We start from the raw sequence: 13,774 nt of genomic DNA, 5'->3' as shown, positions 1-13,774 counted from the left end.
AGGGAACATAGGTAAGGAGGAATAGAAATGGCATTGTCTTTTGATTATTCTAATGCGTTGGGCTTTCTGGCAAAACGGGAAGTCGATTACTTGAGTGAGTTCGTCAAGGTAGCTCATCACTTTCTACATGCAAAGAAAGGCCCCGGCTCTGATTATCTGGGCTGGGTGGACTTGCCCATCCTTTATGATCGAGCAGAATTCGAGCGGATCAAGCAGGCTGCCACACGGATCCGTAAAAATTCGCAGGCGCTCGTCGTAATTGGAATTGGGGGCTCGTACCTCGGTGCTCGATCCGCTATCGAAGCCTTGTCCCATTCGTTTCATAATCAGGTGGAAGGTTATACGGAGGTATACTTTGCCGGGCACAATATGAGCTCCACCTATCTGAACCATCTGCTCGAGGTGCTAGAGGGAAAAGATATTTCCGTCAACGTCATTTCGAAATCCGGAACGACGACAGAACCTGCTATCGCTTTCAGAATTTTCAGAGAATATATGGAGGAAAAGTACGGCAAAGAGGGAGCGAGAGGGCGCATTTATGCGACTACCGATCAAGCAAAGGGAGCATTGAAAAAACTGGCGGAAGAGGAAGGGTACGAGACGTTCGTCATTCCAGATGACGTAGGTGGTCGTTATTCCATCTTGACGGCAGTTGGTCTCTTACCTATGGCCGTAGCCGGGATCAATATTGATCGAATCATGGAAGGGGCAGAAGCTGCCTACCACAAATACAGCGTTCCTGACCTGGAGAAAAACGAGAGCTACCAGTACGCTGCAGTGCGCAATGTGTTGTATCGCAAAGGCAAGTCCATCGAGCTTTTGGTCAATTACGAGCCTTCCTTACATTATGTAGCGGAATGGTGGAAGCAGTTGTTCGGTGAGAGCGAAGGAAAAGATCAGAAAGGACTGTTCCCTGCATCTGTCGATTTTTCTACTGATCTGCATTCGATGGGACAATATGTGCAGGAAGGCCGTCGTGATCTGATCGAAACCGTCCTTCACGTGAAAAAGCCACAGGAACAGCTGACCATCAAGGCCGATCCAGAGAATCTCGATGGATTGAACTACTTGGCGGACAAAACGTTACATGAAGTCAATCAAAAAGCTTTTCAAGGTACCTTGCTCGCACACGTCGATGGAGGAGTACCCAACCTCGTTATCGAAATGGATGAGATGAATGAATATACGTTCGGAGAGCTAGTGGTCTTTTTCGAAAAGGCTTGCGGAATCAGCGGACATCTTCTGGGTGTCAACCCGTTTGATCAGCCAGGGGTGGAGGCGTATAAAACAAATATGTTTGCCTTACTGGTAAAGCCTGGCTACGAAAAAGAACGGAAACTGCTCGAGCAGCGTTTGGCTAGATAAGATGACGATGACTCAAGAGGTTCATGCAGTCCCATGATGCGACTGTATGAACTTTTTGGTCCGATCAACCATCGATTTGGGGAGGCGAAATGCGATGAAGATCTATGACGTAACCGGTGCAATTTTTGAAGGAATGACGGTGTACAAAAACAAACCGGAGAAACAACCCAGGATCAAGCCTGTCACGAACGGCTATGTCACAGAGTCACGGATCGAACTAGATGTTCATACGGGCACGCATGTGGATGCCCCACTTCACATGGTGACAGATGGGGAAAGATTTGAAACGATTGCTCTGGACAAGCTGGTGGGGAATTGCAAAGTACTCGACCTCACGCATGCGGAGGACCGAATCACCCGTGCAGACCTGGAGTCATTTGACATTGGACCCGATGATTTTCTGTTGTTCAAAACGAAGAATTCGTGGGACGAGGCGTTTTCCTTTGAATTCGTGTATTTGGCACAGGACGGGGCCGAATACTTGTCAAGCATCGGAGTACGTGGCGTGGGAACAGACGCTTTGGGGATTGAGCGCAGTCAGGTGGGGCACCCCACGCATAAAGCGCTGTTTGCCAGTCAAGTCATTATCATCGAGGGCTTGCGATTGAAGGATGTACCCCAAGGGGAATTCTTCATGGTGGCTGCACCCTTAAAACTGATCGGGACTGACGCTGCACCTGCCAGAGTCTTGCTGTTTGATGGGGTCAACATCTCGCAATAAGTTCGCACTGATTATGGAAAAGAACCTTACCACGTAAGGTTCTTTTTATCGTAGATCTGATTGATTGCAGCAGTGGTCGCGTTCTGCCGATCAAACCAAAGGTCTATCCTGGCTATCAGAGATACCTTTCGCGGAGGCCATTCGTCGTGAGTCTGGAGTGGCTACTGCTGCTATCGGCTGATAACGACCGGGATACATGCGGAGGAAATTTTGCAAAACGGGTAAGCTCGCTGATAAGACACTTCCACCTGATTGGCAGAGGTGCTTTTTTGATCCTGCAAAAATATGCACGAAGGCTGCATTTCCATTTTGAAGGATTCCTAAAAAAAGTATCGAATGAAAAACATAACCATATCATGCCGTCAAGACACATGGTTAGCCAAAAATGAAGACGAAGAGGCGATCCTGGTGATGATTATCAAGCACGTGATGCTGCAGCTCTTCTTCGCTCTTTTACCATTTATCCTATTTAATGTCTACTATCGAGATAAACTTCAAAACTACAGCAAAAAATTTATCATCATCACGAGCTCACTATCGCTGTTTTTGGCTATGACATTCTCTTGCAATCTGAATTCTGGTTTTTATTTTGATGTTCGCCATATCATCATGTATTTTGGAGTGATTTTTGGCGGTTTGCAGACGGGATGTATTCTCCTGATTGAATTTTTTGTGTATCGACTATACATAGGGGGAGACGGCATATGGACGGGATCCAGCGTTTTTCTGTGCACGTTTTTCTTGTCTTTATTCTTTAATCAGATTTATAAAAGCACACACAGAATGACACTCGTCACGTGCATGGCAGGGATCGTTTTATCCATTCATCCTACTCTTATTCTGTATCTGAACCAACCACACTTGGTCACCAATTACCTCTTCGAACATATGGTTGTCTTTCCTCTTCAATACTTGATCGGGATTTGGCTGCTGACGACGTTGTTTCATAAGGCTGCTTCCGACAAAGCCCTGTTTATCAACTGCTCTCAAAATGAAAAGTTTGAAGCAATCAGTCACGTCGCTGCTTCTCTTGCTCATGAGGTGCGCAATCCGCTTACCGCTGTAAAGGGATTTTTAAAGCTGATAAGGTATAGCTCGTTGGAGCAAGGAAAGATAGAGCAGTACATCGACATCAGCCTCATGGAAATTGATCGAACCGAGTCTGTGTTATCTGAATATCTCTCCATCGCCAAGCCACCAAGCAAGCAAAAGGGCAAAACAAACCTCTCGCACCAAGTGCAGGTCATCATCGATGTCATGGCGTCATATGCCATCATGAGCAACGTCGAGATTGAGCTGGAGCACAAGCCTGTTGTGCCCGTTTGGATCATCGCGAATGGGGATGAAGTCATGCAGGTACTCGTGAATTTTATGAAAAATGCCATTGAAGCCTGTGTGGAAATTCCGCAGGCGAAGGTGTCCCTGAGTCTGAATCTGGTGGACAGAAATGTATTGCTGATTATCAAGGATAATGGAGTCGGAATGAGTGCTGACCAGATCAGTCGATTGGGGTCGATTTATTACTCTACGAAATCAAGCGGTACGGGTCTCGGGTTGACCTACTCTTTTCAAGTGATTCGCGCCATGGGTGGCTCTATCGCCGTTCAAAGTGAGCCGAGAGAAGGGACGCGCTTTACGATTTCGATCCCGCTTCTCGACTACGGGCAGGAGACACCTGCCACCCGAATTAGCTAAAGATTCGAATTGCGATAAACAATAGGGGGAAATAGGAGATGACTAACCGTCCAACGAAAGACGAATACAACGATTACTACGGGAAATATATGGATCTGGTTCCAGAAGGGGATCTGCTGCATTCGTTATCCCAGCAGCTGGAGGAAACCACAAAGAAGTTTTCTGGTCTTACGGAAGAACAAGAAACTCATCGATATGCCCCCGGAAAATGGTCCGTGAAGGAGGTGCTTGGTCATATCATCGATACGGAACGAATCATGTGCTACCGTTTGCTGAGGTTTGCCAGAGGTGACGAGACTCCTTTATCTGGCTATGAAGATGAAGCCTACGTGAGGGAGGGTTCCTTTGACTCCCGGCGGATGTCTGATCTGCTGGAGGAGTACAGGGCGGTGCGAGGATCCACTCTTGCTTTGTTCAAGGGGGTACCGGTGGATGCTTGGACGCGAAAGGGAATGGCTAACAACAGCGAATGCTCAGCTAGGGCATTGGCGTATATCATTGCCGGACATGAGCTCCATCATGGCAAGATTCTCGAGGAAAGATATCACGTATAGCAAAAAACTCCGCCTCGATTACGGCGGAGTTTTTCACATGTAGGAAGGGTAGCACAAACAGTCTATTCCAAATTGGCGTGTAAGCCATACATCGTTTCTGAATCCATGCCGCGAATTTCCATCAATCGTAAAATGGCGGCATCGTAGAATACGATGAGTGTCTGCTCAAAGAGGGAGCCCATCGGCTGTATCGTTTGGTAATCACCGTTAGCCTTGTCCTTTGGGGAACCTGGCAAGGGAATCACAACATCCGCCAGCTTGCCGATGGTTGACTCCGGAAAGATCGTGACCAGAGCCAATTTCGTTCCGATCAATGTTGCTTTTTGAGCCATGGAGACCAAGCTCTTGGTTTCACCTGATCCAGAGCCGATGATAAACAAGTCACCTTTTTGAACACCAGGTGTTACGGTTTCACCGACGACATACGCTTCAAAGCCAAGGTGAACTAAGCGCATGGCAAAGGCTTTGATCATCAGTCCTGATCTTCCTGCACCTGCAACAAAGATTCTTTTCGCCTGCAAAATTTCATTGACGAAATATTCCGTTTCTATTTCGGGCAACAATCCAACAGTTCGGTTGAGTTCTTTTACAATTTCAGCTGCATATTGGTTTGTTTGCATAGCGAAACCTACCTGTTACGCGCCTTGATTGAGCTGATTTCTGATTTCGCGAGCAACCGAACGAGGGTCTTCTTGTGTCGCAATCCCGCCACCCACGATTACCAGGTCAGGTTGTGCTTGGATCGCTGCTGGGAGAGTCGCCAGCTTAATACCACCCGCAACGGCTGTTTTCGCATGTTTTACTACGCGTTTGATGGTTTGCAGCTCTTCAAAAGAATCTTTTCCTACTGCTTGCAGGTCATAGCCTGTGTGGACGCAGATGTAGTCAACGCCGAGAGCATCGACTTCTTGCGCACGTTGTTCAATATTTTTGACGTTGATCATATCGACCATGATGCTTTTTCCTTGTTTTCTTGCTTCTTCTACAGCACCCTTGATGGTGAGGTCGTCAGTTGCACCGAGTACAGTGATAATGTCTGCACCAGCCTCGGATGCTTTCATGATCTCGTATCCGCCTGCATCCATAATTTTCAGGTCAGCCAGTACTTGCAAGGAAGGAAAAGCTTCTTTCATTGCTTTCACTGCATGCAGACCTTCATTGATGATGACAGGGGTACCGATTTCTACGATATCTACATATTCTTCGACTTGTTTCACCAGTTCGATTGCTTCTGGGATATTAACAAGGTCTAATGCCAATTGAAGTTTCATGATTGGGATCACTCCTCATGTTGTTTGTGTTGTTTTGTGCTACAAGACGTATTCTACATGAGCTTGTTTCGTTACGTAAGTACGCACTATTCTCACACGTAGTATGGAAAAGGATACTCGAGTATCGTAAAAGTAACTAGGTAACGAAGAAGTGACTACGGCTAGGAGGAGAAAGAAAGGTCCAACAAACACAAAAAACCCGCACAAATGTGTGCAGTAGAGGATAAGAAAAGGCTCTACATGAGGGCATCGGGCCTACAGTTCTCGGTTGGTCGCTTTCTCGCCCCAGTAACTTTCATTCTATCGGAGTGGGTGCCGCCGATGGGAGGAGAAACCCCTTCTTCGGTAAATAGAGTGAATTTTGTGTTGACGGATGAGGTGGAATTTCTTAGAATAGTCCTCAATAGCATAAAACGTTCTTATCCAGAGAGGTGGAGGGTCTGGCCCTATGAAGCCCGGCAACCGTCATGCAACAGATGACAAGGTGCCAATTCCTGCGAGACGATGGTCTCGATAGATAAGAAGCGGGTCATTCGTATACGACTTGTGCGAACCTTCTTCTTATCGAGGAAGGTTTTTTATTTTTTGAACTACATAGGATGTTTTCTTATCCAGAGAGGTGGAGGGACTGGCCCGATGAAGCCCGGCAACCGTCATGCAGCAGATGACAAGGTGCCAATTCCTGCAGGATGTCTACATCCTGCGAGATAAGAAGAAGGGATCGACCAACCAACCTTCTTCTTAACCGAAGAAGGTTTTTTCTTGTTCGGCACTACTACGGATGGGGTGAATGAGATGAGTACAGGTGTCGTAAGAGTAGGTTTGTTGGGTTTGGGAACAGTTGGGGGCGGTGTCATTAAAACCATTCGTTCGCAGCAGGAGAAGCTGGCGTCTCGTCTGGGGAAACGAATCGAGATCGTCAAAGCGCTGGTGCGTGACTCGGAAAAGGAGAGAGCCGTATATTTGGACCGCTCTGTTTTGACCACGGATTTTGAAGACGTGTTGAAAAGCGATGTCGATATTATCGTTGAAGTCATGGGTGGTATTGAGCCTACGTACGATTATGTGCGTGCGCTGATCGAGAAAGGCTGTCATGTGGTCACAGCCAATAAAGAGCTGCTCGCAAAAAGAGGAACTGAGCTGGTGGACTTGGCGAACAGGCACCAGGTGCATCTGGCCTATGAAGCGAGCGTAGCAGGGGGAATCCCGATTCTGGGGGTCTTGCGCCAATTCCTGCGCACCAATGACATTAGCGGCGTTCGAGGTATCCTCAATGGAACGACCAACTTCATTCTGACAAAAATGGAGCAAGAGCAGCTCTCGTATCAAGAGGTATTGAAGCAGGCTCAGGAGCTCGGCTATGCCGAAGCAGACCCGCGCTCAGATGTGGAGGGCTTCGATGCGATGTACAAATTGTACATACTCGCGCAATTGGTATATGGCGAATCACTCCCGCTGGCAGAAGTAAACCGCAAAGGGATAGCTGATTTGACGGCTGGGCAGATTCGCATCGCAAGTGAGCTCGGCTACCGGATCAAGCTGATTGCACAAGCAGAGCAAACAGAAGAAGGTATCCGTCTTTCCGTGGAGCCAACCATGCTGCCCCTCAGTCATCCTTTGGCACAAATTCAGGATGCGTTTAACGCAGTTCAGCTGTCTGGAAATATTGTCGGGGATCTGCTGTTTACGGGGAGAGGAGCAGGCGAGCTGCCGACAGCGAGTGCAGTCGTGGAAGATTTAGCGTATTTGCTGACCCAGCCATTTACCCCGCATCCTGCATGGAGGGAAAGAGAAGGGGGCGCGGAAACGACGCAAGAGACGGAAGCGAAGTCCTTTTGCTATGTGGAAGGGACTGGACCTGCAGCTACTCCAGATCGGGTACTTCACTTCTTGCGCTTGGTAGGTGTGGAAGTGCACAAGCTGAAAGTTCAGTTCGACTTGGGGGGAGTCCTGCGCGCTGGCTTGATTACAACGGGCCTCACGGATGAGCATTCCGACCTGCTGCGGTCCGACTTTGGGTTACAGGTGCGATGTTTCCCATTGCTTGGCTCATCAGCAGAATAAGATTATCTTCACTTCATGCAAAAAAGGGCTGTGGAGATCGCCTCCACAGCCCTTTGCAACCAATCCGAAAGCTTATCGCTTGGAACGGATGTATTCCGAAAGCTTCTGCAAGCCTTCGCGCAGCATTTCTGTCTCGCATGCATAGCCAATTCGCAGATAGCCTTCCATGTCGAAGCAAATACCAGGGGTCAGGAAGGCACCTGTTTCCTTCAACAATCCTTCGCAGAAATCGACGGAGGAGATCGGCAAGTCATATCCTAGCATCGCGGTTGTACCTGCGCGTGGCTTGACGTACGTAATCGCAGGCTCATTCGCTACCCATTCATCCAGGATTGCCAGATTGTCTTTAATAATTTTTCGATTGCGGGTTAAAATCCGGTCGTAGTTTTTCATGGCATGGACAGCCAAAAGATCATCCAGCATCCCTACGCTGATCGTAGTGTAATCCCGATGCTTGATGCACTCCTCAATCACTTCTTTCGGAGCTGCGATCCAGCCCAAGCGCAACCCAGCCAAGGAAAGCGCCTTTGACATGCTGGATGTACTGATCCCTTTTTCGTACAGGTCGGCGATAGAAGGGACGATGAGATCATCATCCTGCAGCAGATTGCGGTAGACCTCGTCGCAGAGTAGGTAAGCGCCGCAGGAGCGGGCGATTTCCACGATTTTCTCCAAGGTATCTCGCTCCATGAGGGAGCCGCTCGGGTTGTTCGGGTTGTTGATGCAGATCAGCTTCGTATTTTCCCGCACGAGCGAGCGTAGTTCATCCAGATCGGGCAGGAAGCCGTTTTCTTCCTTCAAATGCAGCAGATCGACGGTGGCACCAAATGATTTTGGTACATCATAGATTTGCTGATAGGTAGGATGGACGGAAATAACATGGTCGCCAGGCTTTACGAGCGAGTAAAAGACCAGGAAGTTGGCCGCGATCCCGCCATTCATGACGAGCACCTGATGCGGGTCAACGGTCGTGTACAGCTGGGAAACCAGTGTGCGGAATTCCGGCGAGCCTTCAATGTGTCCATACGTCAGTTTTTTGGAAGCGAGGGAACGGAAAAAGTCTTCTGGATTCGTTCCATCTATCGAAATGAGTTCCTCAACCGTCAAGGAATCGACGCAAGTCTCCGCGATATTGTACGTCGCGCTCATCTCGTATTTGTTCATCCAATCCTCTACTGCAAAAAGCTTGATATCCACAATCCTTCCTCCTTTATCTCATTTGACTGATTAAAGCTGTGCAATTGTTCCGATGCCTTGCTCCTCCGCTTTTTTGAGGACGTAATCCGCTGTGATCAAATCCTGCAAGGCAATCCCAGTGCTGTCGTAAATGGTGATATCTTGATCGGACAAGCGGCCAGGTGTCTTGCCGAGGATGACGCTGCCGATTTCCGAGATGATGTCGTCTTTGGTGATGAGCCCTTTTTGGACAGCGACTTTGGTTTCGCCGACGTTGATGGCTTGTGTCACGTCATCTACGAAAACGCGAGCGGATGAAAAGAGATTCTCATCGATTTCCTGTTTTCCTGCCATATCTGCGCCAACGCAGGAGAAATGTGTGCCAGGCTTGACCCATTCCTTCATGATGATCGGCTTGTGGGAAGGAGTAGCGGTAATGATGATATCTGCTTCTTCTGTGGCTGCACGGATGTTGTCGGTTGCGACGTACTCGATGTCGATGCGGTCCAGAAGCGTCTGATAAAGCTCCTGATCATTTTGATAAGGTGGAAGAAACATATTTTTCAGCTTGTCTTTTGCCGTCGCACAAAAGGCTGCTGCTCTCTCATAGGAGTTTGCATTGTATACCGTCACTTTTTTGATGTGCTCCATGGTGGAAAGGGTAGCCATGATTTCATATGGAGCCAGATGTCCGCTGCCTACCAGCAGCAAGTTCTCGGATTCTGGTCTTGCGAAATACTTGGCACCGATTCCGCCGGCCGCACCTGTACGCATCAAGGTTACTGGTTCGCCGCTCATCATGCCTTTCGGAACGCCGGTATCGCTGTCGAGAACCATGACAAAACCGACGAGTGCGGGAAGCTCTTTGGACGGGTTATCCCCGAACCAGGAGACCAGCTTCAGTCCGAATATATGAGCTCCCTTAAGATGACCGGATTTGATATCCATGTCAGCTTTCCCTGGAGCAAATTCGTGGAATACCATTGGGAACAGTGATGCTTCTTTTTGCTCCTTGAGCGTGTAGGCTCGCTCAACCAGCTCGATGACGTTTTTCATGTCCAGCAGCTTTCTCACGCTTGCTTCATCGATTACTCGAAATGGAAACATGATAGATCCCCCTCTCCCTCTTTTTGACTCTTTGGATGATATGGCTTTGACTTTAGCATAGAATAAAATAATAATGAAATTAGTGTATTCAATAGTAACCATAGGAATCTCAGAGAGACCTTCTAAGCTTGGGGGGAGCAGGATGGAGCTTCGCACGTTAAAAACATTTCAAGTAGTAGCAGACCAGCTTAACTTAACCAAAGCTGCCGAAATGCTCGGCTATACACAACCGACGATTACACTGCAAATCCAGACGCTGGAAAAAGAGATTGGACATCCGCTGTTCAATCGGGTCGGGAAAAAAACGTTTCTGACACCGGCCGGGAAGATGATGAAAGAGTATGTGGACAAGCTGTTCGCAGTCGTCTCCCAAATGGATAAGGCGATAAAAATGCTGGACGGACCTTACGGAACACTGGTAGTGGCGGCACCGGAATATTACTGGACCCATTATCTCAGCCAGTTGATCCGTTCTTATATCCATCATCATCCGCAGGTCAAGCTAAAGCTCGTTTCGTGCAACAGTGCGGATGCCGTAAACATGATCACTTCCAATGAGGCAGACATCGGCATCATCGCAGGGGTGAGTGGCAAGCCGGAAGTGGAGAGCAGACTTTTGGAACAGGAAAAGCTGCTGGTCGTCACGTCCAGAGAAATCTATGAAAAGCATGACCGGAGCTACATCATGGAGCATTTCCCTTTTATCTATAAAGAGAGCTACAATCTTGAGGGTCTCCATAGCCAGTCGATTACGGAGCTAGACTATCATCCGGCAGCTGCGATCGAAAGCAGCAGCGAGGAAGCCATCAAAATAGCGGCCTTGAATCATACGGGTGTCGCGTTAATCAGTGCAAATTTGATTCGCGAGGAGTTGGCATCCGGGTTGCTCGTTCCTTTGCACCAGCTCGAGCAACGTTTGGATACCCATCTTATTTTTTTGAAGGATCGATCCGAGGAGACGACGATTCGGTCATTCGCAGAGCTGGTGATAGAAGGCTGGCCGGAAGCGACAGGTCGATAGAGAATAAAAAAGCAGGATAGGGTGAGGCGGATCCTCTGCGGAGGCGATCGGCCTTTTCGGCGTGCCGACAGAGTTCTTGAACCGATAGAATTGAATCTCTCAATGGTTACCATAGGCATTCCTTATTAGATGGTTCTAAGAGAGTATGCTACCATTTGGAGACAGAAAATTTAGATAAGAAGGAGGTCGAACTGCTCGATGGCACAAACGAATGTTTCAGCCCCTGCACCATTGAACAGAAAGCCTAGGGAAATTAATGTTTTCGTGCTGTTGTTGATCGTACTGGTCATCGCATCTCTTGCAACGTATGTTCTGCCAGCTGGCGAATACACGCGGACCGAGGTGAATGGTCGCAGCATTGTCGTACCTGACACCTACAAAGGAATCGAATCGTCTCCCGTGAGTCTGATGGGCGTGATCGGTTCGATTCACACAGGAATGGTAGAAGCTTCGTCCATTATCTTTTTCGTCCTTATTATTGGTGGTACTTTTGGTATTTTAACAGCGACAGGCACGATTGAAGCACTCATTTCTACGCTTTCTCGCAAGCTGGCGAATCAGGAAAAATGGCTGATCCCGATCATGATGCTTTTCTTTGCTATGGGTGGAGCTCTGATGGGGATGGCAGAGGAAACGCTCGCTTATCTGGGGATCATGATTCCCCTCGCGATTGCCTTGGGCTTTGATGTCATTACTGGGACCGCGATCGTGCTGGTAGGGGCGTCCATCGGGTTTACCACAGCGGTCATGAATCCATTTACCGTGGGGATTGCGCAGAGTATTGCAGAGCTGCCGCCATTTTCGGGGATGGGCTACCGGATCATACTGTTCGTGATTATGTACGCGGTATCGGTCTATTTTGTCTACCGTTATGCGATGAAAGTGAAGCGCGACCGCGGCTACGGTTTTTTCGCAGAGGGGAAATACGATAACCTCGAGTCCAAGGATGTGAAGCTGGAGACGAGACACAAAATCGTGTTGACCTGCTTCCTGCTCAACTTTGCCTTGCTGGCTTACGGGGTCGTTAAATACGAATGGTTTATCACGGAGATTGCAGGTCTGTTTACCGTATTGGGCATTATCATCGCGATCGTCGGCAGGCTGTCTGCAGGAGAAACGGTCAATGCGTTTATGAAAGGGGCAGCAGGTCTGATCTCAGGCGCCCTGATTATTGGTGTGGCGCGTGCGATCGTCGTGATTTTGACGGACGGGCATGTGATCGATACGATTCTGTTCCACGCAGCATCGGCGATTCACCACTTGCCTCCTGCACTGAGCGTAGTGGGTATGTACTTGCTGCAAGCGATCATCCACTTGATCGTTCCATCTGGCAGTGGACAAGCAGCGCTGACCATGCCGATCATGGCGCCTCTGGCCGATCTGGTAGGAGTGACTCGACAAACTGCCGTACTCAGCTTTTCGATGGCAGACGGGATCGGCAACATTATCTTCCCGACATCAGGCTATTTCATGGCAGGTCTGGCGATTGCCGGTATTCCATGGGGACGTTGGGCGAAATGGATCATGCCTCTGATTTTGACGCAGTACGCCATCGGTTTGGTAGCCGTTATCGTAGCACAGCTCATTGGCTACGGACCGTTTTAAAGGAGGGCACCGTTCATGCAAGCATTGGTTTCTACGGCACTTGGCGAATGGGCCGTACAGCATCGTCGACATTTGCATCAGTATCCAGAGCTGTCAGGGGAAGAGCATCTGACCCATGCCTATATCAAGAGACAGCTGGAAGAGCTGAGTATTCCCATTTTGGACTTTGCCGCACCGAGTGTCGTAGGGCTGGTGCGAGGGACGGAAGGAAGCAAAACCATTGCACTGCGTGCCGACATTGATGCACTGCCTGTGATGGAGGAAGGACAGAAAGTCTATCAATCGAAAGTTCCAGGGGTGTCACACGCCTGCGGACATGATGGACATACAGCTGTCTTGCTGGCAGTCGCGAAATGGCTCGCGGAAAACAGGAGTGACGTGAAAGCGAACGTCCTGTTGATTTTTCAATCCTCGGAAGAGCGCGATCCAAGCGGGGCGACCGCTTTAATCAATCAAGGCGTACTCGATGGCGTCGATGCGATTTTCGGGATTCACCTCTGGCAGCCGTTGGAAAAGGGGAAGATCGGTGTCTGCCACGGCTCGATGATGGGGGCTTGCGATGAGTTCACGATCACGATAGAAGGAAAAGGGGGACATGGTGCCATGCCACATGATGCCGTCGACCCCATCTTCATCGCGGGTCAAATCGTCAGTGGACTGCAATCCGTCGTCAGCAGAGCGATCAGCCCTTTGCAGCCAGCTGTCCTGACAGTCGGCAAGGTTGAAGCTGGCAGTACGTACAACATCATTCCCAACGAGGCTGTCATGCTGGGTACGACGCGCAGCCTAACCCAAGAGACCAGACAGCGAATCTTTACGCAAATGCAAAGAATCGTGGAAGGTGTCTCTGCGAGCTTTGGCGCGGTGGGCACAATCGAGTACAGCTGGGGACCGCCTCCCTTGGTCAATGACCGGGTGCAAAGTCGCTATGTAGAGCGAGTCGTCGTTGAGGCATTCGGTGAATCCTTCTACGCGGCTGACATGGAGCCGACTATGGCTGCCGAAGACTTTGCCTATTATTTGGAGCATTGTCCAGGAGCGTTTGTCTTTGTGGGCATGGGCGGGGAGAGAAGTGCATATCCTCACCATCATCCGCGCTTTGATATCGACGAAGATGCGATTCCGACCGCGATCGAGCTGTTTATCCAGCTCATCCGTCGCTTTTCCTGAAAAATGGGTCAGGGATCGGCACGGT

General features: G+C 49.1%; 13 protein-coding genes and 2 riboswitches. Of the genes, 9 read left to right on the top strand and 4 right to left on the bottom strand.

Going from position 1 to position 13,774, the window contains the following annotated elements; all coding sequences use genetic code 11:
• The first annotated feature begins 27 nt into the window (after positions 1 to 27).
• From ACLIN2_RS19030 to ACLIN2_RS19010, 5 genes are all read left to right on the top strand, one after another.
• Positions 28 to 1,365 carry a glucose-6-phosphate isomerase gene (locus tag ACLIN2_RS19030; RefSeq protein ID WP_411501832.1) on the top strand — a complete coding sequence of 446 codons (1,338 nt, stop codon included), beginning with the start codon at positions 28 to 30 and terminating at the stop codon, positions 1,363 to 1,365.
• A gap of 94 nt (positions 1,366 to 1,459) precedes the next feature.
• Positions 1,460 to 2,086: a cyclase family protein gene (locus tag ACLIN2_RS19025; RefSeq protein ID WP_411501831.1), complete on the top strand. Its 627-nt coding sequence runs from the start codon at positions 1,460 to 1,462 to the stop codon at positions 2,084 to 2,086.
• 146 nt (positions 2,087 to 2,232) lie between these two features.
• A complete protein-coding gene (locus ACLIN2_RS19020; protein WP_411501830.1) occupies positions 2,233 to 2,475 on the top strand; it encodes a hypothetical protein in 243 nt (80 codons plus the stop codon).
• 22 nt (positions 2,476 to 2,497) lie between these two features.
• Entirely contained in the window at positions 2,498 to 3,781 is a 1,284-nt protein-coding gene (locus tag ACLIN2_RS19015) for an ATP-binding protein (RefSeq protein WP_411504565.1), read from the top strand.
• 38 nt (positions 3,782 to 3,819) lie between these two features.
• The gene (locus ACLIN2_RS19010) at positions 3,820 to 4,335 is read left to right on the top strand and encodes a DinB family protein (RefSeq protein ID WP_092267839.1); all 516 of its coding nucleotides are present in this window, start codon (positions 3,820 to 3,822) and stop codon (positions 4,333 to 4,335) included.
• A gap of 62 nt (positions 4,336 to 4,397) precedes the next feature.
• Here ACLIN2_RS19010 and hxlB read toward each other — a convergent pair whose 3' ends face one another.
• Complete coding sequence (gene hxlB / locus ACLIN2_RS19005; RefSeq protein WP_400586603.1) at positions 4,398 to 4,955, bottom strand: 6-phospho-3-hexuloisomerase; 558 nt, start codon at positions 4,953 to 4,955, stop codon at positions 4,398 to 4,400.
• Between the two features lie 15 nt (positions 4,956 to 4,970).
• Entirely contained in the window at positions 4,971 to 5,606 is a 636-nt protein-coding gene (gene hxlA, locus ACLIN2_RS19000) for a 3-hexulose-6-phosphate synthase (protein ID WP_092267841.1), read from the bottom strand.
• 416 nt (positions 5,607 to 6,022) lie between these two features.
• A riboswitch (SAM riboswitch) is annotated at positions 6,023 to 6,130 on the top strand.
• An 80-nt stretch (positions 6,131 to 6,210) separates the two neighbouring features.
• Positions 6,211 to 6,320: riboswitch (SAM riboswitch) on the top strand.
• A gap of 81 nt (positions 6,321 to 6,401) precedes the next feature.
• Between hxlA and ACLIN2_RS18995 the strand changes: the two genes are divergently transcribed.
• Positions 6,402 to 7,670 (top strand): homoserine dehydrogenase, encoded by a 1,269-nt coding sequence (locus ACLIN2_RS18995; RefSeq protein ID WP_411504564.1) that lies wholly within the window; start codon positions 6,402 to 6,404, stop codon positions 7,668 to 7,670.
• Positions 7,671 to 7,742: 72 nt separating this feature from the next.
• Here ACLIN2_RS18995 and ACLIN2_RS18990 read toward each other — a convergent pair whose 3' ends face one another.
• On the bottom strand, positions 7,743 to 8,867 hold the full coding sequence (locus ACLIN2_RS18990; RefSeq protein WP_400586600.1) for an aminotransferase: 1,125 nt from the start codon (positions 8,865 to 8,867) through the stop codon (positions 7,743 to 7,745).
• A gap of 30 nt (positions 8,868 to 8,897) precedes the next feature.
• Entirely contained in the window at positions 8,898 to 9,953 is a 1,056-nt protein-coding gene (locus tag ACLIN2_RS18985; protein ID WP_411501829.1) for an ornithine cyclodeaminase family protein, read from the bottom strand.
• 142 nt (positions 9,954 to 10,095) lie between these two features.
• Here ACLIN2_RS18985 and ACLIN2_RS18980 point away from each other — a divergent pair, with 142 nt between their 5' ends.
• From ACLIN2_RS18980 to ACLIN2_RS18970, 3 genes are all read left to right on the top strand, one after another.
• Positions 10,096 to 10,974 carry a LysR family transcriptional regulator gene (locus ACLIN2_RS18980; protein WP_411501828.1) on the top strand — a complete coding sequence of 293 codons (879 nt, stop codon included), beginning with the start codon at positions 10,096 to 10,098 and terminating at the stop codon, positions 10,972 to 10,974.
• A gap of 198 nt (positions 10,975 to 11,172) precedes the next feature.
• The gene (locus ACLIN2_RS18975) at positions 11,173 to 12,579 is read left to right on the top strand and encodes a YfcC family protein (RefSeq protein ID WP_411501827.1); all 1,407 of its coding nucleotides are present in this window, start codon (positions 11,173 to 11,175) and stop codon (positions 12,577 to 12,579) included.
• 15 nt (positions 12,580 to 12,594) lie between these two features.
• The gene (locus ACLIN2_RS18970) at positions 12,595 to 13,749 is read left to right on the top strand and encodes a M20 metallopeptidase family protein (protein ID WP_411501826.1); all 1,155 of its coding nucleotides are present in this window, start codon (positions 12,595 to 12,597) and stop codon (positions 13,747 to 13,749) included.
• Positions 13,750 to 13,774 lie beyond the last annotated feature (25 nt).

Source organism: Brevibacillus centrosporus, assembly GCF_046622605.1.
GTDB classification, from domain to species: Bacteria; Bacillota; Bacilli; order Brevibacillales; family Brevibacillaceae; genus Brevibacillus; species Brevibacillus centrosporus.
Note: the sequence above shows the minus strand (reverse complement) of the source record. Positions and strands in the feature narration are given on the sequence as shown.